Raw genomic sequence first — 21,702 nt, 5'->3', positions numbered from 1 at the left:
AGCCGCCGACCGGTTTGTTGACTTCATCTCAATCAGCAATCCACCCACACCGCACCGGCATCCGCTGACTTCACGCACTGCTCTACCCAACGCACGCCCATCAATCCGGCATGCACATCGGGATACCAGAAGTCAGCCAGAAACGCCTCATCACCGCGATCGGTGGCATCCATCGCCAGCGCAAAACGGCGATAGAGATTTGACCAGGCTTCAAACAGCCCCTCCGGATGGCCGCCGCCGATACGGTCATCAGCCAGCGCACTTTTGTGCAGATAGCCCATACCACGCTCCAGAATCTGCAGCGGCTCACCCTGCACTTCATAGCGCAATTGGTTCGGCTGCTCATCCCACCACTCCAGACTGGCCTTCTCACCAATCACTCGCACTTTCTGGCCGTGCATCGAGCCACAGTTCACTGCCGAGGCCCACATGGTGCCGACGGCACCGTTGTCGTACTCCATCAACACAAAGGCGTTATCTTCCAGCGGCGCACGGGTTTTCACGAAGCTCTGGCGGCTGCACAACAGACGTTTCACCTGCAGTTTCGGCACCATGGTTTCGGCGATAAACAGCGGGTGCGTCGCCAGATCGCCCAGCACATAGCTGGGACCAACAAAGCGTGGATCAACGCGCCACCTGGTACTTTCGTTTTGCAGTTCGACCGCTTCGTTATGGAAGCCGTGCGCGAACTGCATATTAATAATGCGGATCTCACCCAGCAGCCCTTCCGCGATCATCTCGCGCGCCTGTTGGATCAGCTGATGGCCGGCATAACCGTAAGTCACACCGATGATCTTTTTCTTCTCGGCGCAGAGTTTTTCCAGCTCGTCCGCTTCTTCGGTGGTGAAGCACAGCGGCTTCTCACACACCACATGCAGACCGGCATTGAGTGCCGCACGGCAAATGGTGAAGTGGGTATTGTTCGGCGTGGCAATCGAAACGGCTTCGATGCCATCTGCACGCGCCGCTTCCGCCGCAAACATCGTTTCATAATCCGAATAGCAGCGATTCGCGTCGACGCCCAGTGATACGCCAAGCGCACGACCGCGTTCGGCGTTAAGATCAAATGCCCCCGCCTGCAACACAAAGTTGCCATCACGCAGTGCCGATGAACGATGGATGTAGCCAATCTGACTGGTACCGCCGCCGCCCACCATGCCCCAGCGAAGTGAACGATCCAGAGCTTTAATGCCGTTAATCATGATGATCTCCTCAGAATCCGACCGATTGCAGGTAGTGAAGGCTGGCAGTGACGTCGCGCAGGCTAGTATCGGCGTTGCGCGGATCGCGCTCCTGCTCGATGGTGATCCAGCCCTGATAGTTGCGCTCAGCGAGAAACGCTCGCACTGCCGGATAATCAATCGCGCCTTTGCCAATCGGGCACATCACCCCTTCGGCGCAGGCGGCAAAGAAGTCCACGCCACGCGCAATCACATCGCGCCAGACTGCGTCATTCACATCTTTAAAATGCAGGTAATCGATGCGATCCCAGTAACGGCTCAGATAAGGGATCGGATCCATACCGGAGTAGTAGAGATGCCCGGTGTCGAGACACAAACCGGCTACCTCGTGTGGAATGTCCTGCACCAGTTGCTCCAGCTCGTCGGCGAACTCAATGCAGCCGCCCGCATGCGGATGGATCACCGCGCGCACGCCATACTCATCCCTGGCAATCTGGCTCAGCGTGGTGATGTGCTGCATCATGCGCTGCCACTCTTCACTGGAGAGGCGCGGCGCTTTATCTGACTGCCCCGCAAATTTGGCACGCTCAGGATTACCGAAATCGATAATCACCAGGTAAGGCGCGGGCAGATTATCCGCGTGGGTTTTCTCGGCAGTAGGAACCTGCGACAGGTTGCGACAGATGTTGTGTGTCAGTTCAACCATCGCCGGGAAATTGGCTTCGCTAACCAGATCGTCAAAGATCGTGCCCGCCACCAGCGAAAGCTGATGGGCTTCCAGCTGGTGACGCAGTTCATCGGCATCGGTCGGCAGATAGGTCCACGGACCCAGCTCAATGCTTTTGTATCCGGCCTGAGCGGCTTCCGACAGGACTTTCTGCCACGGTGGCAGGAAAGGGTTTTTAGGATCGTCCACACCCCAGCTGCAGGGCGCGTTTGCAAGATGAATCGTCATGATCGTTCCTTGCGGTATTGGATAGCGCAAGTATCAAATAAACATTTCACCTACAGCAATCATGAAACATTCATTTTTTGATAGCGATCATGTTATTTTTTATCATTAAAATGATAAATAATCTATCAAATTCATAGCTGGCGCCACTTTCAGGCCAACCACTCAAGTACTGCCAACGCATTCCCGGTCAGCCAGCCGGAGAGCGAATCAGGCTGACGCTTCTCATCGCGTCGCCAGATTTCGGTGCTTAGAGGCTAAAGATTCTCACGCGTGATGATCTCAAACGGCAGCGTGACCTGAGAGAAATGCTCCCCTGATTCGACAGTTTGTTGAGTCGTGCGGACAAATTGCCGCACCATTTCCTCAATTTCATGGCGAATCATCACGGTGATTGTGCCGTCAATCAGTGCCAGTTCGCCCTCTTTCACCGGGCCATGACAGATTAACGCCACCTTGCGCTGCGGCTGCTGGCGTAACGCATGAATCACGCCTTCAATGCCGCCACAGGGCGCGTAGATTAAGGCGAGATCGGCATGCTCTTCCAGCAACTGACGCGTGGCGTGATAGCCGCCATCAATCGACTCATGGGTTTTCAGCGGCTCTAATACGCGTCGGGTGCTGTCCTGCTCGCGCAGATAGGAGCGGAAGCTGATTTCGCAGCTCTCCTGACAGGTAAAACGATGGTCGCCCACCAGCACGCCCACCGATCCCGGCTGATGCAGCAAATGCGAGGCCACCCAGCCGGCAGTGCGTCCGGCTTTCTGATTATCCAACCCGAAATACCCCGCATGTCCGCAGGGCGAGAAGTTGGAAAACAGGGCGTAAACCCGCACGCTCTGGCGTGATATCTGCTCGATGGCATGGCGGATCAGTGGGTGATCCAGTGCGACTAAGCCAATCACATCCACCTCTTGCGCCAGCTTGTGCAGCGAGGCCACCACAGCTGCCACATCATCAATGTCATGCCAGTAAAACCGTGGCTCACTGCCCGCAGGATGCAACGGTTGCGTCTGTTGCCTGAGGGCATCGGTCAGCGAGTGATAGAACGAATACGATTTTGATAGCAGCACAAACCCCATGCGCAGCGTTACGTGCGCGGACTGCGCCTCAGCGCTGAAAGGCACAACCGGCGCCATGCGATAACCCATTCGGTTGGCAGCTTCCAACACCTTCTGCTCGGTGGCCGCTCGAACCGGAGCCCGCCGATTCAGTACCCGATCCACCGTGGCGACGCCAACGCCAGCCGCATTGGCGATAGCGTTCATGGTGATTTTGCTCATCAACAGATTCCAGTTTGATAGTAAGTTATCAAAATAATGCCCGAAATGGACCGGGAGTGCGAAGACATTGCGGAGTAAATCGTCATCAAATCTCAATATTTGATAGAGAATCTCTCAGTAATTTGATCGTTATCGCAAAAATGAAATGATCCATTTCATTAAATTACCTACCGGAATAAATGTTTGATATTTTCCTGTTCGAGGACAGAGGTGAGGGCTGATGGATTTGCATCAGTAAATCCATAGAGGCGGCGGTCGCGCCTTTCTATAGTGAAAGCGATCTGCCTTATCGGCTCCCGGCACATGAACGACTCAATAATAACGGAGATGATATGTTCCCTCAGACCCTACCTGCACCTCGCCGTCACCCTGAAAACCAGATCCCCGCGCTGCGCTGGGGCATTGTTGGACCCGGCTGGATCGCCGACCACTTTGCCAATGCGTTGCGTCATCATACTCAGCAACAGCTGGTGGCCGTATCGTCACGCAGTCTGGAGAAAGCACAAGCTTTTGCCAGCAAATGGGATATCCCGCACGCCGTTGAAGGCCTTGACGCACTGCTGAGCCGGAATGACATTGATGTGGTGTATATCGCCACACCGCACAATCATCACTTCCCTGATGGGCTGCGCGCGCTGCAAGCGGGCAAGCATGTGCTGATTGAGAAGCCGCTGGCGCTCAATGCACAGCAGGCGTTGCAGTTGCAGCAGGAAGCGCACAAACAACAACGCTTGTGCGTGGAAGCGATGTGGTGTGATTTTGCGCCGAAATACGGTGTGATCCGTCAATTACTGGCCGATGGCGCATTGGGAGATGTTCATACATTGATCGCCGATCATGGTGAATATTTCACCCAGGATCACCGCATTTTCAATCTCGATCTGGCGGGCGGGCCGATGCTGGATCTCGGCAGCTATTTGATCGGCTTCAGCGTGCTGGTCGGCGGCGCACCCGATAGTATTGTGGCGCAAGGCCAGCCTGCACCTGGCGGTGTGAATGGGCAAACATCGATGCTGCTGACCCACGGCAACGGCATGCACTCCGTGCTCAACACCACGCTGTTCAGCAACACACCGGGCACTGCCGTGATCGCCGGTCGTGATGCCACGCTTTATCTCGACGGCCAGTTCTATGCGCCGGGCAATTTCCGTCTCACTTCCAGCGATGGCCGCCATACGCTGCGCTGGGAAGAACCGACTAATCGCTATATTCAGCTCTGTCATGAAATCGAACATACCGCCTGGTGTATCCACCAGGGGCTGCTTGATTCGCCTGTCCGTCCGCTGGCTACCTCACTGGCCACGCTGCACGCCATGGATGAAGTCAGGAAGCAGATCGGTGTGGTGTTTAATGAAGAGCGCACCGCTTAACGATCAGGAGAACAACATGAAAATCGCTTTTGATGTGGATGTCATCAGAGAAATGGGCATCACGCGCATGGTGCATCAGGTGGCCGAATGGGGTTACAAGTACATCGAACAATCGCCCCATCCACAGATCAATCCGTTTTATAAACACCCGAAAGCCAGCCGGGAAATCATGCGCGAATACAAAAATGCGCTGAATGCCACTGGCGTGGAAATCTCATCGTTTATCACGGTTTATCGCTGGTCAGGCCCGGACGAGTTGCGTCGTCAGGCGGCGGTGAAGAACTGGAAACGCATGATCGAGATCGCCGTCGAGATGGGGGTGCAGGTGATCAACACCGAACTCTCCGGCAACCCGAACGAGCCGGAGATTTGTGAAGAGATGTTCTATCGCTCGATGGATGAGTTACTGCCGATTATCGAACGTGAAGGTATCCGCGTCGAAATTCAGGCACATCCGTGGGATTTCTGCGAACAAAGCAACGAAACGGCAGATATCGTGAAATCGTTCCGCAGCGATAACGTCAAATACATCTATAGCGCACCGCACACCTTCTACTACGACAAAGGCGTGGGCGATGTGAAAAACATGCTGCACTACGCGGGCGACGATCTGTCGCATATGTTGATTGCCGATACCATGAACCACACCAAGCACTGCCGCTATATCGTCAACCCACCGGGTGTCGACGCCACCATCCACCAGCACGTGGCGGTGGGTGAAGGGGAAGTGAATTTCGATGCGCTGTTTGAAGCGCTGCGCGAAATGGATTTCGCCAACCGCACGTATAAGGTTGGCGGTGAATCGATTATCTCGGCGGCGCTGTTTGGCTATCCGGAAAAGATGAAGTATCAAGCGGTGGAAACGCGTGAACTGATCGAGCGTGAACTACTGAAGTAAGCGCGGCAAACGGCTAATCATTTCCCCCTCTTCCGTCGCGAGAGGGGGAATACATCGTGCCAATATTCAACCTATGAGCGGGGAAAACGCTCTGCCCATCGACACGCTCCCCCACCTGCGGGAGAGCGTTGAGATGACGGCATTAAATTGCCACCCACTCCACTTCGACAAATTCACCGCGCGTCAGTGATTGCTGTGCCGCCTCGGCAATCGCCTGCGCGCGCAGACCGTCGATCAATCCCGGCAGCCCTTCGATTTTCTCTCCGCCGATATGACGCACAAACGCATCCAGATGGGTGTAGTAGGTCTCTTTCACCCGACTAAACCAGTCTGCATACAAGCCGGGCTGAGTGATGCCTTTGCCCTGATAAAGGGTGGCACCCCGCGCTGACTGGCTCTCTGAAGCCAGCATCCCTTCACTGCCCATCACGCTGATGCGTTCGTCGTAGCCGTAAGCCGTGCGGCGCGTGTTATCCAATTGCGCCAGCGCGCCCTGCTGCATGCGCATGATCAGCACCGAAGTATCGACATCAAAATCACGGATCTCCGGCATCGCCAGTGCGGCACCGAGTGCGCCAACGGTGCTGACTTCATCTTCTGTCAGCCAGCGCAGCAGATCAAAAAAGTGGATCGCCTGATCGCGCATTTGGCCGCCAGAAGCTTGCAGATAACTGATCGGCGGCAGTTCTGACGCGCGGCACACCATCTGAATCAGCTCAGTGCGGCCAATCAGACCCTGTTTGAGCTGGGATTTAAGTTGCTGATGGCTGTGGTCAAAACGACGGTTAAAGCCGACGGTAACAGGAACCTGCACCGGAGAGATTTTTTCCACGACTTCCCGCGCGCGCTGCAACGACAGGTCGATCGGTTTCTCGCAGTACACCGCCTTACCCGCCAGCACCGCCTGCTCCAGCAGTTCGGCATGGGTTGGCGTAGCGCTGGCGATCAGCACCGCGTCGATCCCATCACTGCTCAGCGCCTGCTGCACGCTGGCGGCTTTCGCGCCATAACGCTGTGCCACCGCTTCGGCACGTGACGCATCAATGTCACACACCAGCGCCAGCTCAACGCCAGGATGCGCCGCCAGGTTGGCAGCGTGCACCTGGCCGATAAATCCACTGCCAATCAAGGCAAAACGTTGCGGGGTCCGCATTTTAACGCTCCTTTTGTTCACACTTCGGAATAGCCGATGTTGTCAAAATAGCGCTTTCTGGCAGGCTAGCTGAACGCGGTTTTTGATGGAATTACCTCAGATGAAAGCACTGACGCTAGCGGAGCTGGCAAAGCAAGTCGGAGTCGGCGTGGCCACGGTCGATCGGGTACTCAACGATCGCGGTGGTGTGTCCCCGGCGATGACAAAAAAAATTCTGCAGGCGGCGCGGGATGCGGGTTTAAAGCGTATTTTGCCAGAGGAGCATCGCCACAGCTGGCAGATTGAAGTGCTGCTCAGCGGCAACGGCTCGTTCTTCTTCCAGCAGCTGGCACAGGACTTTGCCCGACTGGCTGATGAGCTGGGCTATCGTCGCCTGCGCCTGCATCGCACGCTGATCCCGGAAAACGCGCCCGAGAAACTGGCCGCGCACATTGCTGCCAGCAGTAAAAAGATGGATGCGCTGATCGTTTTCGCCCACGAGAATACGCTGATTTATGATGCCTTAGCGGCGTGTCAGGCACGCGGCGTGCCGGTGATCACCATGGTCACGGATCTGCCCAATGCAGCGCGCTTGTGTCACGTCGGCATCGATCAATACAAAGCCGGACGCACCGCCGGGTTGATGCTTGGCAGTATGATCAATGCACCGGGCGATGTGGTGCTGGTGAGTGGCCGCGCAGATTACTCAGCACATCGTCAGCGCATTGAAGGTTTTCAAGCCGTGCTGGCGGAGCGTTTCCCGCAGCTGCGTCTGCGGGAAATTCTTGCCGGTCAGGATGAACGCGATCGCATCAGCCGTCTGCTGGAGAAAACCCTGGCCGGATCGCAAAACATCGTCGGACTTTACAACACCGGCCTCGGCAACACGCAGATCCACGAAGCGCTGGCACGCCATCGACTCGGCGGCAAAGTGGTGTACGTGACACATGAACTTTATGCCACCACGCGCCAGCTTTTTGAGAAGCGCGTGCTGACGCTAACACTCGATCAAAACACCCTGCGCCATGCTCAGCTGGCGCTGACCTTATTGCTAAAATATCTCGAAGAGAGTGAACAGCCCGATACCTACCAGTCCGGCAAAGTCGACTTTATGCTGTTTACGCAAGAGAACTTCGCATAATCACACTTTGCATCTCACCGCCAGCGCGGTTAAATCGCCTTCATCTGTCGCTGCTACACTCAGTAGCAGCAAAAAACGCAATCACAACAAGGCGAAATCATTATGTCGGAAAATCAGTATCAGCCCGCGAAAGTCTGGACCTGGGACCCGGAAGCCAAAGGTAACGGCGCAAAAACCAACCGTCCGTTCGCCGGGCCGACGCATGAGAAGACCCTGCCGGTGGGCAAACATCCGCTGCAGCTCTATTCACTGGGGACGCCAAACGGCCAGAAGGTCACCATCCTGCTGGAAGAGTTGCTGGCCGTCGGGGCTAAAGAAGCCGAATACGATGCCTGGCTGATTCGCATCGGTGATGGCGATCAGTTCTCCAGCGGTTTCGTTGACGTGAACCCGAACTCCAAAATTCCGGCGCTGAGTGACCACTCAGTGACGCCACCGCTGCGCGTGTTCGAATCAGGCAACATCCTACTGTATCTGGCCGAGAAATTTGGTCACTTCATCCCGGCGGATATTGCAGGCCGCACCGAAACCCTGAACTGGTTGTTCTGGCTGCAGGGATCAGCGCCTTATCTTGGCGGCGGCTACGGCCACTTCTATTTCTACGCGCCTGAGAAAATCGAGTACGCCGTTAACCGCTTTACGCTGGAAGCCAAGCGTCAGCTGGATGTGCTGGATCGTCAGCTCGCCAATAACCGATTCCTCGCCGGTGAGGAATACACCATCGCCGATATCGCCACCTGGCCGTGGTACGGCAACCTGGTGCTAAACAACATCTATGGCGGCGGCGAGTTCCTTGATGTGCAGTCGTACAAAAACGTGGTGCGCTGGGCTAAAGAGATCGCTGAGCGTCCAGCGGTGATTCGGGGTCGCAAAGTGAATAAGGCATTTGGTGCCGAACCACAGGATCAACTGCTGGAACGCCACGATGCCTCTGATTTCGATACCAACACCGAAGACAAACGTCAGGCGCGAGGAGAGCAGTAATGGCCGCTTATGTGGTGATGATTAAAGACGAAACGCTGGATAAAGATGAGCTGGCGACCTACGCGCAGAAAGCCGGTGAGGCACGCGGCGATCATCAGATCACGCCGCTGGCATTTTATGGCGATCTTGAAGTGCTGGAAGGCCGTGAGGCGGAAGGCGTAGTGGTGCTGGAATTTGCGGATATTGATGCAGCAAAAGCCTGGTACCACAGCCCGGCGTACCAGGAAGCGAAAGCCCATCGGGTCAAAGGCGCGAACTATCGCGTGTTACTGGTCAAGGGTGTGGCTTAATCTGCCAACAGGGGCGCACTTCAATCGGTGCGCCCTGCCAGCCAGAGAGGTCGAGATTTGCTCGTCTCGCCGATCAATCCAGTCTGAATAGCGCAATCGCCTGCTGCAACCGATTCGCCTGCTGTTGCTGCTGATGCGCCACCTGCAAGGTTTCCGCCACGTGCTGAACGTTGTGATGCACGCTGTGATCGATGCTGTTGATGCTCTGCTGAATCTGCTCGATGCTCAAATTCTGCTGTTCACTCATCTCAGACAGCTCGGTGACCAGTTGTGACAACCCGCTGATGCTGCTGTGAATATCACGCATGGTCTGTGCAGCATGTTCAATCTGCACGGTGCCATGTTCGGTGCTCAGGCTGCTGGCATCCATCAGTTGGCGAATTTCGCGGGCAGCATTCTCGCTGCGCATCGCCAGATTGCGTACTTCGCTTGCCACCACGGCAAAACCACGCCCCTGACTGCCGGCGCGCGCCGCTTCTACTGAAGCATTCAGAGAAAGAATATTGGTCTGGAAAGCGATGCCGTCGATCAATGCTAAAATCACTTTCACCCGCTGTGACTCTTCGCTGATTTTCGCCATTGAGCTCATCGCCGACTGGATATTTTCCTCTCCGTGCGTGGCCACCGCACGTGCATCCCGCGCGAGTTCGCTTGCACTCTGTGCTTTGTCACGCGTTAAGCTGGCAGCAATGCTGATTTCGGTCATCGCACTGGCCGCCACTTCCAGTGCCTGCGCCTGTTCATCGGTGCGTGTCGACAGTTCAGCGTTGCGTTGCAATATACTTTCAGACTCCGTCAACAAGGCGCTCACGCCGAGACTCACCTGATGAAGCGTGCCATGCATGGTGCCCAACGTGGTACTGAAGGTGCGGGCGAACGGGCTTTCGCTCTGCTGGGTATCCGCATTCAGCGTCAGATATCCGGCCTGCTGATTGATCCGTGAGGCTAGCTCCGCGACTTCACTCGCGGAACGTGCATCGGCGGCCATCTGACGCGCAATCACCAGCAAGATGGCGGTCTGCGCCACCACAAACAGGGCATGAAACACCACCATGTCCCAGCCCGGATGATGGAACACCACCACGCCGAAAAGATCGTTTTCCTGCAGATAATTAAACAGAATGTGATGCGTGGCCGCTGCCGCCGCGCCCATGATCAGTGGACGGATGTCGCGCCACGCCAGCAGCACCGACATCAACACAAATACCGAGAAGTGATATTCGGTTTCACCACCGCCGAGTTGAATCAGTAAACCTGCCCAGCCGATCAACAGGGCTGAGAGCACCAACCTTGAAGTCAGCGTGCCGCGCAGGACGGTGCCAAAGAAGGTCGACAGCAGTGCCAACGCAAGGCCAGCAATCAGCGCTACGGTTAAACTGTCATTCATCCACCCTACGCCGAGCGCGATCGGCCACAATCCCCAGTTAAGGATGACCGCAAGGCTATCTGCGCGCTGTGCAATACGTCGCAGCGAAACCATCTCCACCGGCGCGGCGTCCGGGCCTGACAAGGGCGTTGCGATCATGGCAATTTTCCACACCAGAGGTTGATTAAGATGCCCAAACGTCAGGGCAAAATGCTCAGACTGAGTGGTGAAATTATCGGCGTGTTAATGGGAAAGTTTAGGACCGTGAATAATTGAAAGAGAAGAATGTGAGCAGGTTCACTTGAATGCGATGATTTCCCGGGCAGCACAGGCGCAACGTCGTGCGCCTGTGCCATGACGCTCAACTTACTTTGCAGCAAACTGCGCGTAGTTTTCCGGAGTGATGGTCTGATACGGCACCCAGTTGTACTCCTGCACTTTCTGTTTATCCAGCAGTGCCTTCGTCACCTGTACTGCGCCGGTTGCCTGACCTTTAGCGTCCTGGAAAATGGTCAGTGTCATCTTGCCGTTCTTCACAAACTGCTGTCCATCAGGCGTGCCATCGATTCCCGCGACCAGAATCTTTTCATTTTTCGCCTGACTGAGCGCCATGATGGCACCAATCGCCATTTCATCATTGTTAGCGGCAATCGCATCGATCGGACGCTGGTTCAGCAACCAACTCGATACCACATCCACGGCTTCATTGCGCTGCCACTTGGCGGTCTGCTTCTCAATCACTTTCATGTCTTTATATTTGGCGATCACCGCTTCGACCGCACGGGTGCGCTCGCGCGCCTCTTCATTGGACAGTGCGCCCATCAGAATCGCCACATTGCCTTTGTAATTCATCTTCTTCGCTAACGCTTCCATCTGCATTTCCCCGCCCAATGCAGAGTCAGAACCCACATAAGCCATGTCGCCCGGCAGTTTCACTTCTGGCTTACGATTGACGAAAATCAGCGGGATATTGGCGTTTTTCGCGGCGGTGATCATCGGCAACACGCCCTGCGTATCGACGGGATTAAGGATGATGGCGTCCACGCCCTGGTTAATAAAATCATCAACCTGCTGTACTTGCAGTGCCACATCTCCTTTGGCATCCACGAACTGGCCGTTGAGCTGATTGGCTTTTAGCTCTGCCTGCATCTGCGTACGCAGAATCGAGACAAAGTTAAGGTCGAAGTTGGCCAGCGCAACGCCGACGGTGAAGGTTTTCGCACTGACGCTCAAACTCAGCAGCAGCGAGCACAGACAAAGCACGATGTTTCGGATGTTCATGAGGTGATTCCTGTAGGTTGAGGTTTTATTGTTATGACGCCGGGCAACAGGCAAATACCCGGCGGTAAAACGCTTAAATCGTGAAGTGATCGCGGAACTGCTCTAGCGCGGCGGTGCTGTCACCGCTGGCCCAGCCCTCCATCGCCACCGTACCGCTGTAACCCACTTCCTGCAGTGCACGCGCGATGGCGCGATAGTTGATCTCGCCGGTGCCCGGCTGCTGGCGACCCGGTACATCCGCCACCTGAACTTCGCCAATGGCGGAACCGCTGCGGCGAATCAGCTCAATCAAATTCCCCTCGCCAATCTGCGCATGGTAAAGGTCGAGATTCATCTTTAGCGCCGGGCTGTTGACCGCTTCCACCAGCGCCAGGGTATCGGCGGCCAGCGCGAACGGGGTGCCGGGATGATCGACCGGCAGGTTGAGGTTTTCCAGGGTGAACACGCGCCCGGCGCGCTCGCCCAGTTGCGCCACTTTGCGCAAGGTATCGACCGCTTTCAGCCACATCGCACCGGTCACCACTTCCACGGGTTTAACCGGCAAGCCTTTGTCATCCAGCCCGGTGCCGTGCAGATTTAGCCCTGGGCAGTTAAGCCGCTCAGCCACCGCCAGCGAGGCTTCGGCACTCTGTAAGAGCTGCTGGATCTCGTCATCATCGGTGAGATTGCCAGTGAGGTAGCCGGTCATGGAGGTGAATCGCGCACCGGTCGCCACCAACGCATCAATGTCTTTATTGGCCCATCCCCAGATTTCAACGCCAAACCCCAGCGCGTGAATGCGTTTCACACGCTCAACAAATGGCAGATCGAGGAACACCATTTCGGCACAAACCGAGAGTTGATAAGCAGCCATTAGCGCGCTCCTACTTTGACAGGCAGGTTGTGGGTGACCGATTCAATACAGGCCAGCGCAATCTCCAGCGCATTGCGCGCGTCTTCGCCGGTGGCACGCGGTGTTTCGCCGGTGCGGATACAGCGGGCAAATTCGATCATCTCCGCCACATAGGCATCGCGCAGCAGATCCGAATCCATGCGCGAGGTCTCCATGCTGATGCCGCTGGCGCTGTAGCGCACACAGTTAGAAGAGGTGATATGGCCCGCCTGTAACATCCCCTTACTGCCAAACACTTCGCCGCGCACGTCGTAGCCGTACACTGCCTGGAAGTTGGCCTCTGCGATGGCAATCGCTCCGTTATCAAAGCGAATGGTCACCACCGAAGTATCCAGTAAGCCTTTATCTTTGAAGTCCGGCCGCACCAGCGCATCGGCGATGGCATACACTTCCACTGGCTTCGCCCCGTGGTTGAAATGCAGCAGGGTGTCGAAATCGTGGATCAGCGTTTCGAGATAAATGGTCCACTGCGGGATGCGCGACGGATCGTGCAGCGCCGGATCGCGCGTTACAGAACGGCTCAACTGCGTAATACCGTTCTCGCCTGCCTTCACTGCCGCAATCGCCGCCGCAAAACCCGTATCGAAACGGCGATTAAAGCCCACCTGCAACACTACGCCTGCGCTTTTGGCGGCGGCAATCGCGCGGTCAGCTTCCTCCAGCGTGACCGCCATTGGCTTCTCACAAAATACGTGCTTACCGGCATTCGCAGCGGCAATCACCCACTCGGCATGGGTGCGAGCGGGCGCCGCAATGGCAATCGCATCAATTTCAGGATCGAGTAGCAGCGCATGCAAATCGCTATAGGCTTTCGCGACACCCAGCTTGCTGGCGAGCTTTTCCGCTGCACCGGGCTGCGGATCGGCGACAGCTGCCAGCGTGGCGCCGGGGACGCGATATGCCAGATTCTCGGCGTGGAAGCTGCCCATTCGCCCTGCGCCAATCAGACCAACACGTACCGGTTGAAGATGAAATGTCATAAATCATTCCTTACTGTTTTGGATATGTCCGTTCGGGACAGGTGAGATAGGCATTTCATTGCAATCCAGATGCCAACTAAAAAGGGGCAATTTATGTGAGGAACCACACAGCGTTGCGCTTTGAATTGGTCATAAACTTTACATGTCAACTTCACATGTCAATAAAATGGACATTCCAGATTGACCAGGAGCCTCTGATGCGCGCCAGCGAACGTTTGCCGTTTAAAGATGAAAGCGACCCGATTTTCAGCCTGCCGGAAGGGGCTGAAGCGGGCGAATGGGATACCTTGCTCTGGCAGGGCTGGCACAGCTTTGTCCGGGGGGAACAACCGGGCTGGATGCGGCGCAGTATTTTGCAGTCATGGCAGCGATCGCAGCAGCGCGCCATCGATCCACACACCTTCATCTACACTTCGCCTCCTGCGGATGAGCTGAAGGCCATCCTGGCGCACAATGCCGAGCTGATTGCGGTGGCGCGTAACGTAATGGAAAACCTGCTGGCCTATAACCCGGATGGCCATATCAACCTCACCGACGCGCAAGGTGTCACGCTGCATTTTTGCGGCGCTGATTTGACGCCGATTGGTAGCATCCTGAGCGAAGAGGTGCTCGGCACCAACTGCACAGCTCGTTGCCTGATTGAGCAACGGCTGGTGTATGTGTTGAGCGGTGAAAACTGGAAGATCGATCTGCGTAAGCGCCACTACCAGTGCGCAGCCGCGCCGATTCGAGATGCCAGCGGCCAACTGCTCGGCGTGCTCACACTCACCGCCACACCGGATAACTTTAATGCGCACACGCTGGGCACGGTACAGGCCGCTGCAGAAGCGGTGGGACAACAATTAATGTTGCGCAGTTTGCTGGCAGAACAACAGTCGATCCTGGAAACCCTGAATGAGGGCGTGATCGTCTGCGATCGCCACGGACGGATCAAAACGTTAAACCGCTATGCGCGGCAGATCTTTAGTGGTCTCGATCCTCAAGCCGGGCCGATTGATGTGTTACTGCAACCCCAGGGAGGATCGCTGCTGACCATGCCATTCTGTAATGACCGTGAGTTGCAGTTTATCCCGGACGGCGTGCAGCCCCTCTCCTGTCTGATTTCATTGATGCCGGCACCCGATGGTGGACGTGTGCTGTCTCTGCGCGAGAACCAGCGCATCCGGGCGATTACGCGGCAGGTAATGGGCGTCAGCGCCAGTTATACCTTTGAGATGATCCGCGGCCACGCTCCGCGCGTGCAGCAAGCCATTCAGAAGGCACGCGCCAGCAGCCGCACAGATAGCACCGTGCTGTTAAGCGGTGAAAGCGGCACCGGCAAGGAGTTGTTCGCGCAGGCGATCCATAACGCCAGCCCACGACATCAGGAACCCTTTATCGCCCTCAACTGCGGCGCCCTGCCGCGTGACCTGGTGCAGAGCGAACTGTTTGGTTATGTCGATGGCGCATTCACCGGTTCCCGGCGCGGCGGCTCCGCGGGAAAATTCGAGCTGGCGGATGGCGGCACGCTGTTTCTGGATGAAATTGGCGAAATGCCGCTGGAGGCGCAAACCAGCCTGCTGCGCGTATTACAAGAGAGTGAAGTGGTGCGTATTGGCGCCGCGCATCCGCTTAAGGTCAATGTGCGCATCATTGCCGCCACCCACTGTAATCTGCTGGATGCGGTGGAAAAAGGCGCCTTTCGCCGCGACCTGTATTACCGTCTTAACGTGATTTCATTAGCCATTCCGCCGTTGCGAGAACGTCAGGAAGATATTCCAGGTCTGGTGAATACGTTTATTCAGGCGCTCTGTACTCGATTGAAACGTATCGCGCCGCAGGTGTCGTCTGAAGCCATGCACTGCTTGCAGACGTGGCACTGGCCGGGGAACGTGCGTGAACTGGAGAACCTGGTCGAACGCATGGTGAATTTGTGTGAAGGGCTGGAGATTGGCAAGCCGGATTTGCCGGAAGAGATGACGCAGCGCGTCTCGCCGCCACAATCCAGCGTTTTAACATCATTGCAGGAGAATGAGCGCCAGCATGTATTGCAGGTGGTGAGCGAGCAAAAAGGCAACCTGCGCCAGTCAGCACAGCAACTGGGGATTTCACGTACCGCGCTGTATAACAAACTGAATGTCTGGCAGGTGGATGTCACGGCATTGCGAGGGAGATAGGTTAAAAAGGGTTCATGTGCTTCCTTTAGCCCACCCGCTCTCGTACCAACACTCCCTGAATCCCGGACGGGATTCAGGGAAGACGGATGAGGGGGAGTATATTGACCGCCATCTACAATGACGCTCTACCGCAAATCATTCACTCTTGCCCGGTGATTGCATCAGCTGCGGATAACAACACGAATCGCTATCTACAACGACGCTCCACCGCAGATAACCAATTCCTGCCCGGTTATTGCATCAGCAGCGGGGGACAGCACAAAACCCGCCAGCACCGCCACTTCCTCCGGCTTGATGTAGCGCCCAATGGGCGGCAGCTTGGGTGGTGAACTGGCACGGCCAGGTTGCAGCAACATGGGCGTTTCAGTGGCACCGGGCGCGATCACATTCACGGTGATCCCCTGCGGCGCTAATTCAGCCGCCCAACTGCGCGCCATCCCAACCATTGCCGCTTTGGTGCTGACATACTGGCTGCGATGAGCGGCGCCGCGTGAGGTGCGACTGCCGATCAGCAAAATACGATCGCCCTGCGTCATCTGCGGCTGCAACGCGTTCGCCATGATCTGCGCCACCTGCACATGCAGATACCACAGGCGCGCGCTCTGCTCCTCATCGAGATCGCCGAGCGGCGCTGCCGCCATCATGCCTGCGGCATGCACCAGCGCATCCACCTTTGGCAAAGCGGCCAGCGCCTGCTTCAGCAAACTGGCATCGAACAGATCCACGCTCACCGAGGTAAAGCCCGGATGATCTTTCTTGACCAGTGTGCGACTGAACCCCGTCACCTGCCAGCCCTGCGCCAGCAGATGATCGGCAATCGCCGCGCCAATACCTGAACTGACACCCGTCACCAGCGCGTGTCGACTCATTTTTCGTCCCTCACCCACGCTTCGTTAACGCGGACGTACTTAATCGCCTGACGGAAATAGGTGTAGGCGATGTGCAGTGCGCCGTCCTCACTTTGCTTGATGCTGGGATAGGAGAACTCGCGGTTGAGCTTCTGCTGCGAATTGTTGGTCATGCAGTAGCCGTCGCCTTCATCGAGATGACGCTGCCACGGCCAGCTTTTGCCCCCGTCTGGGGAGATGGCCAGCGTCATCGGTGCGCGCGGTGCGCCCCAAAATGCGGTGCGTCCGCTATGCACCACCGGTTCAGCGGCCACCGCCACATCGTCATCCTCATCTTCGATTTCGTCATACAGCGACAGGCGACGCTCGCTGGCATCTTTGGCACTCATGGCGTTGAACACCAGCGCCAGATGGCCGTTGTTCAGCGTGGTCACCTGAATTGAGGAGTTGTTGTTGGGCAGTTCCGTCGCCACCGGCGCACTCCAGCTTTCACCACCGTCAACAGAACGACTTTGGTAGATAAAGTCTGCCCAACGACTGCGATACAGCGCCAGTAAACTGCCATCCTGCAATAAAGTAATGTTCATGTGCACGCAGCCGAGGCTATCCGGCACCGCCACATCGCGCCAGCTTTTGCCTTTATCACTGGAGATTTTGACCGCGCTAATGTCGTCATTACCGACCCATTTTACGCCCGGCTGAGTGCGGCAATAGAACACCGGCAACAGCCAGTTGCCATTCGGTAACACCGTAATCGGCTGGCGAATAAAGGTGCCGGGTTGATCGAGCAGCGTGTCGATGGCGCTCCAGCTGCGGCCAAAATCACGTGACTGGCGATAGCGCACAATCGCCGTGTCCTGATTACCGGACTTCTGCGCTGTCCATAACAGCCACAATATCTGGTCAGGATCGAGGAACAGCACCGGGTTCTGCTCAGAGCGCGTCGAATCATCAGAAAGTTTCTGCGCCTCACTCCACTGGCTGCCGCCTTGTTCCAGGCGCGAGCACCACACGGAGATATCGGCAATCCCTTCCTGCGTGCCACCAAACCAGACACACAGCAGATCGCCGTTGGGCAGCGGCAGCAGATTAGCGGCATGATTCTGCGGACAGACCGAAGGCAGCATCGCCGTGAGCTGCTGCGCATCCTGCGCGTGCGGATGAAGGTTACCGTTACGTTCGACGGTAATCGTTGAATCGGTCATATCAGGCTCCACTGTTTTGCATTGAAGATTTTGGTGCTTTTTTGTCGTGCGTTTGTGCCGAAGGGATCAGGCGATCAATCACCATGATCACTGCAGGCGTAATCAACGCCACGTACATATTGTTGATGCCGAACGGATCGCCGAGCAGATACCAGACGGTGGTGACCACGCAGGCCCCAATCAGACCGGCATTCGCCCCGCGGGTACTTTTATAGAACGGCAGGTAGAAGGCAATAATCGCCACCACCGAGATCGACAGACGAATCGCGCGGGTGAAGAAGGAGAGCTTCAGCACCTCGGGGACGAACAGCACCAGGATTAACGGCAGGAAACCAATCAACAGCGACAGCCAGCGCGTCATACGGAATTCACGTTCTGGCGTTGGGTTGCGATACGGCACATAGAAATCTTTAACCACCAGCGAGGCAATCGCCAGCGCCACGGTACTAACACTGACGAAGATGGAGGCCACCAGCGAGGTGGTCACAATCCCGGCCAGCCATGGGCTCATATCCTGCAGAAACACCGGCAGTGCATACAGGCTTTTGATATCCGGATGCAGGTACTTCGCCGCCACGCCAATCAACGCAATGGCAATCGCAATCGGCATGCAAAAGAAGAAGGCAACCCAGGTTGCACGCTTAGCGGATGCGGCACTTTTGGTGGAAGCGATGGCCTGAATCACAAACTGGGTGCAGAAAATCGAACCGATGGTGCCAATCATCCAGGCAAATATAGTGCTGGCCCCAATGTTACCGTCCCACGTCCAGTAGAAATGCGGCATCTCTTTGATCATCGGGCTAACGCCGCCGGTCATATGCAGTGCGACGCCGAGAATGATCAGGATACCGATATATTTCAGTCCGCTGTGCAGCAGCGTGACCCAGGCAATGCCCTTCATGCCACCGAACATAAAGTAGAAGGTACTGACGATTGCGGTGATCACGGCCGCCGTGGTGAGATCGAGGTTCAACACGGTCGAGATCGCCGCTGCGCCGCTCACATAGTTCCCCACGTTCACCAGCAGCAGCGCATAGATCATGATGAGGGAAATGATGTTCTTGGTTGAGTTGCCGTACCGTTCGGCAATCGCACCCGAAATGGTGATTTTTCCGGTGTTATAAATACGCTTAACCAGCAGGAATCCAAACAGCGGGAAGCCAATCGCGGCACCAATCACCGACCAGGATGCGGCAAACCCACCTTCAAACGCCGCCTGGGCGGTACCAATGGTCGATTTCGCGCCAATGTACTCAGACATTAACATCACACCCACGACAAAAGCCGGCATCACGTTGGATCCCGCCATAAAGTCGCCGCTGTTTTTACTGCGCAGGCGCCAGGTCAGCCAGGTGGTAAACAGAATATACGCGATGACGATCCCGACAATAATCATCATCCCTTCTGCAGAAAACTGTTTCATTTTAGCCTCATTGATAACGTAGGGTCGTGGCCTGCGCTGGGCTTCACGCTTGCCGTTAATGAGGTTGCCTGTTTTGTTATTTTAGTGTCTGTGCACAAAGGCAACCCTGTTTATGCTCATTGATTTATTTCACTCACATGAGAATGAATTCACGCATAAGCAGGGCAATTTATAGGCTAAATAGCCAATGATTTGTTTGATCATGCTCACAAACAGTCAATACTGATTATAAATAATCAAATATTATTTAATAGTTACAAGGCGGACTGCAAAAAATCCACAAAGGCGCTAATGCGGGCGGGTAACTGACGCTGTGGTCGCCATACGGCAAAAATATCCCCGTCCGCGCTGCTCCATGCGGGCAGCACATGCAGCAGATCGCCGCGTTCAATCATGTGCTGGGCATCCCACCAGGAACGCAGCAAAATGCCGTGCCCATCCATCGCTAACTGCATCGCCACTTCGCCATCGTTGGTGATCAGGCTGCCCTGCACTTTTTGCGTCACCTGCTGCTGGCCATCACTCAATCGCCACAATGCGAAATCGCTTTCGTACTGGCGTAGCAAAATACAGTTGTGCTGCGCCAGCGCCGCAATACTGTCAGGCAGGCCGTGACGTTGCGCATAAATCGGGGCGCAGCATAGCACGCGTGGATTGGTGCGTAGCTTGCGCGCGATGAGTCGCGCATCGGGCGGTTCGCCAATACGGATATCAATGTCGATGTGTGAATCGATGAAATTCAGTGGCTGGCTGCTGAGCTGTAGTGATAACGAGACTTCAGGATGCAGCGCCGCAAAACGGGACACGCAGGGGGCAACATGGCGGCGTCCAAATCCAAACGAGGCGTTGATGTTCAGGCTGCCACGCAGCACCGCCGCCTGGCTGCTGACCGACTCCTCCAGTTCTGCCAGTTGATCAAGCAAAGGGCGTGCCCCTTCCAGATAGCGTTTCCCCTCGGCGGTGAGTTCCAGCCGCCGCGTGGTGCGTTTAAGCAGTTGCACGCCCAGACGTTGCTCAAGATGGCTGAGGCGTTTACTCACTGCCGGCAGCGACAAACCCAGCTCACGCGCGGCAGCGGTTAAACTCTCCAGCGCGGCGACGCGCACAAAGAAGGCCAGATCGTCGGTGGAGGTGCGCGATTCTCTACTTTTATTCAACATTGGCTTGCCGCTCAGGCTAATTATTTCCCGGTGATGCATGGTTATACTGCGTTCAGAACATCAACAGCAACCTGCGAGAACCCTATGAGCGGCAAAACCTACAAAATCGCCGTCATCCCTGGCGATGGCATTGGCAAAGAAGTGATGCCAGAAGGCATCCGCGTGATGGATGCAGCGGCAAAAAAATTCGATATTTCTCTGGAATGGCAATGGTTTGACTTCGCCAGCGCCGAGTACTGGCAAGAGCACGGCAAGATGTTGCCGGATGACTGGTTCGCCACCCTGAGCCAGTTTGATGCCATCTATTTTGGCGCGGTAGGCTGGCCAGATGTGGTACCGGATCACGTGTCGCTGTGGGGATCGCTGCTGCAGTTCCGCCGCGAATTTGATCAATACGTCAACCTGCGTCCGGTTCGCCTGATGCCGGGCGTCAAAGCGCCGCTGGCCAATCGTCAGCCCGGCGATATCGATTTCTACGTGGTGCGTGAAAATACCGAGGGCGAGTACTCGTCCGTCGGCGGCACCATGTTCCCTGGCACCGACCGCGAGGTGGTGATTCAGGAGACGGTGATGACGCGTACGGGCGTCGATCGCATCCTGAAGTTTGCCTATGAGTTAGCGCAGAAGCGTCCGAAAAAACACCTGACCTCTGCCACCAAATCCAACGGCATTGCCATCACCATGCCATATTGGGACAGCCGCGTCGAAGCCATGGCACAGAGCTATCCGGAAGTGAAAGTCGATAAGTATCATATCGATATTCTGACCGCGAACTTCGTGCTGCATCCGGACTGGTTTGATGTGGTGGTGGCCAGCAACCTGTTTGGCGACATTCTGTCGGATCTCGGCCCGGCCTGTACCGGCACCATCGGTATTGCGCCCTCCGCGAACATCAACCCGGAAGGGAAATTCCCGAGCCTGTTTGAGCCGGTGCATGGCTCAGCGCCGGATATCGCGGGCAAAGGCGTGGCAAACCCGATTGGCCAGATCTGGTGTGGTGCGATGATGCTGGAGCACCTCGGTTACGCCGAAGCGGGTGCCGCCGTGCTGGATGCCATTGAGCGCACCCTGGCCGCCGGTAATAGCCTGACGCGCGACCTCGGCGGCAGCGCCTCAACGGAAGAGTTGGGTGCGGCGATCGCAGCAGCGCTTTAAATAGG

19 protein-coding genes are annotated in these 21,702 nt (G+C 56.2%); 7 read left to right on the top strand and 12 right to left on the bottom strand.

Annotated elements, in window-relative coordinates; translation table 11 throughout:
* Positions 1 to 32: 32 nt before the first annotated feature.
* The 3 genes from FD744_RS13375 to FD744_RS13365 all read right to left on the bottom strand — a co-directional run bounded on the left by FD744_RS13375 (position 33) and on the right by FD744_RS13365 (position 3,416).
* Entirely contained in the window at positions 33 to 1,202 is a 1,170-nt protein-coding gene (locus FD744_RS13375; protein ID WP_160868462.1) for a Gfo/Idh/MocA family protein, read from the bottom strand.
* Positions 1,203 to 1,212: 10 nt separating this feature from the next.
* Complete coding sequence (locus tag FD744_RS13370) at positions 1,213 to 2,136, bottom strand: TIM barrel protein (RefSeq protein WP_160868461.1); 924 nt, start codon at positions 2,134 to 2,136, stop codon at positions 1,213 to 1,215.
* A 254-nt stretch (positions 2,137 to 2,390) separates the two neighbouring features.
* Positions 2,391 to 3,416 carry a LacI family DNA-binding transcriptional regulator gene (locus tag FD744_RS13365; protein WP_160868460.1) on the bottom strand — a complete coding sequence of 342 codons (1,026 nt, stop codon included), beginning with the start codon at positions 3,414 to 3,416 and terminating at the stop codon, positions 2,391 to 2,393.
* A 332-nt stretch (positions 3,417 to 3,748) separates the two neighbouring features.
* On the opposite strand from FD744_RS13365, the gene FD744_RS13360 reads away from it, so the two are divergent.
* Together FD744_RS13360 and FD744_RS13355 are read left to right on the top strand one after the other, a co-directional pair.
* The gene (locus FD744_RS13360) at positions 3,749 to 4,786 is read left to right on the top strand and encodes a Gfo/Idh/MocA family protein (protein ID WP_160868459.1); all 1,038 of its coding nucleotides are present in this window, start codon (positions 3,749 to 3,751) and stop codon (positions 4,784 to 4,786) included.
* A gap of 16 nt (positions 4,787 to 4,802) precedes the next feature.
* Entirely contained in the window at positions 4,803 to 5,684 is an 882-nt protein-coding gene (locus FD744_RS13355; protein ID WP_034827178.1) for a sugar phosphate isomerase/epimerase family protein, read from the top strand.
* 142 nt (positions 5,685 to 5,826) lie between these two features.
* Here the strand turns inward: FD744_RS13355 and FD744_RS13350 are convergent, their stop codons facing one another.
* Positions 5,827 to 6,837, bottom strand: coding sequence for a Gfo/Idh/MocA family oxidoreductase (locus FD744_RS13350; RefSeq protein ID WP_160868458.1), 1,011 nt, complete (start codon positions 6,835 to 6,837; stop codon positions 5,827 to 5,829).
* 100 nt (positions 6,838 to 6,937) lie between these two features.
* Between FD744_RS13350 and FD744_RS13345 the strand changes: the two genes are divergently transcribed.
* The 3 genes from FD744_RS13345 to FD744_RS13335 all read left to right on the top strand — a co-directional run bounded on the left by FD744_RS13345 (position 6,938) and on the right by FD744_RS13335 (position 9,231).
* Positions 6,938 to 7,957 (top strand): LacI family DNA-binding transcriptional regulator, encoded by a 1,020-nt coding sequence (locus FD744_RS13345; protein ID WP_160868457.1) that lies wholly within the window; start codon positions 6,938 to 6,940, stop codon positions 7,955 to 7,957.
* 102 nt (positions 7,958 to 8,059) lie between these two features.
* The gene (yghU, locus tag FD744_RS13340) at positions 8,060 to 8,941 is read left to right on the top strand and encodes a glutathione-dependent disulfide-bond oxidoreductase (RefSeq protein WP_038643540.1); all 882 of its coding nucleotides are present in this window, start codon (positions 8,060 to 8,062) and stop codon (positions 8,939 to 8,941) included.
* Complete coding sequence (locus FD744_RS13335; RefSeq protein ID WP_034826742.1) at positions 8,941 to 9,231, top strand: DUF1330 domain-containing protein; 291 nt, start codon at positions 8,941 to 8,943, stop codon at positions 9,229 to 9,231. The genes yghU and FD744_RS13335 overlap by 1 nt, the downstream gene beginning before the upstream one ends.
* 73 nt (positions 9,232 to 9,304) lie before the next feature.
* Here the strand turns inward: FD744_RS13335 and FD744_RS13330 are convergent, their stop codons facing one another.
* The 4 genes from FD744_RS13330 to FD744_RS13315 form a co-directional block, all read right to left on the bottom strand.
* On the bottom strand, positions 9,305 to 10,756 hold the full coding sequence (locus FD744_RS13330) for a methyl-accepting chemotaxis protein (RefSeq protein ID WP_160868456.1): 1,452 nt from the start codon (positions 10,754 to 10,756) through the stop codon (positions 9,305 to 9,307).
* A gap of 207 nt (positions 10,757 to 10,963) precedes the next feature.
* On the bottom strand, positions 10,964 to 11,878 hold the full coding sequence (locus FD744_RS13325) for a substrate-binding domain-containing protein (RefSeq protein WP_034826747.1): 915 nt from the start codon (positions 11,876 to 11,878) through the stop codon (positions 10,964 to 10,966).
* Between the two features lie 73 nt (positions 11,879 to 11,951).
* A complete protein-coding gene (locus FD744_RS13320; RefSeq protein WP_034826749.1) occupies positions 11,952 to 12,731 on the bottom strand; it encodes a TIM barrel protein in 780 nt (259 codons plus the stop codon).
* Positions 12,731 to 13,750, bottom strand: a complete 1,020-nt coding sequence (locus FD744_RS13315; protein ID WP_097118995.1) for a Gfo/Idh/MocA family oxidoreductase — start codon at positions 13,748 to 13,750, stop codon at positions 12,731 to 12,733. The genes FD744_RS13320 and FD744_RS13315 overlap by 1 nt, the downstream gene beginning before the upstream one ends.
* A 197-nt stretch (positions 13,751 to 13,947) precedes the next feature.
* Between FD744_RS13315 and FD744_RS13310 the strand changes: the two genes are divergently transcribed.
* The gene (locus FD744_RS13310) at positions 13,948 to 15,906 is read left to right on the top strand and encodes a sigma-54-dependent Fis family transcriptional regulator (RefSeq protein ID WP_176505789.1); all 1,959 of its coding nucleotides are present in this window, start codon (positions 13,948 to 13,950) and stop codon (positions 15,904 to 15,906) included.
* A gap of 191 nt (positions 15,907 to 16,097) precedes the next feature.
* Here the strand turns inward: FD744_RS13310 and FD744_RS13305 are convergent, their stop codons facing one another.
* The 4 genes from FD744_RS13305 to FD744_RS13290 all read right to left on the bottom strand — a co-directional run bounded on the left by FD744_RS13305 (position 16,098) and on the right by FD744_RS13290 (position 20,542).
* On the bottom strand, positions 16,098 to 16,775 hold the full coding sequence (locus FD744_RS13305; protein WP_160868455.1) for an SDR family NAD(P)-dependent oxidoreductase: 678 nt from the start codon (positions 16,773 to 16,775) through the stop codon (positions 16,098 to 16,100).
* Positions 16,772 to 17,959 carry an exo-alpha-sialidase gene (locus tag FD744_RS13300; protein WP_160868454.1) on the bottom strand — a complete coding sequence of 396 codons (1,188 nt, stop codon included), beginning with the start codon at positions 17,957 to 17,959 and terminating at the stop codon, positions 16,772 to 16,774. The genes FD744_RS13305 and FD744_RS13300 overlap by 4 nt, the downstream gene beginning before the upstream one ends.
* Before the next feature lies 1 nt (position 17,960).
* A complete protein-coding gene (locus tag FD744_RS13295; RefSeq protein WP_045815994.1) occupies positions 17,961 to 19,382 on the bottom strand; it encodes a sodium:solute symporter family protein in 1,422 nt (473 codons plus the stop codon).
* Between the two features lie 254 nt (positions 19,383 to 19,636).
* Complete coding sequence (locus FD744_RS13290; RefSeq protein WP_160868453.1) at positions 19,637 to 20,542, bottom strand: LysR family transcriptional regulator; 906 nt, start codon at positions 20,540 to 20,542, stop codon at positions 19,637 to 19,639.
* Between the two features lie 84 nt (positions 20,543 to 20,626).
* Between FD744_RS13290 and FD744_RS13285 the strand changes: the two genes are divergently transcribed.
* Complete coding sequence (locus FD744_RS13285) at positions 20,627 to 21,697, top strand: tartrate dehydrogenase (protein WP_160868452.1); 1,071 nt, start codon at positions 20,627 to 20,629, stop codon at positions 21,695 to 21,697.
* The last annotated feature ends 5 nt before the right edge of the window (positions 21,698 to 21,702 follow it).

Origin of the sequence: Pantoea sp. Taur, assembly GCF_009830025.1 — a bacterium.
Classification (GTDB): domain Bacteria; phylum Pseudomonadota; class Gammaproteobacteria; order Enterobacterales; family Enterobacteriaceae; genus Pantoea; species Pantoea communis.
This window is presented reverse-complemented; position numbering and strand designations above follow the sequence as displayed.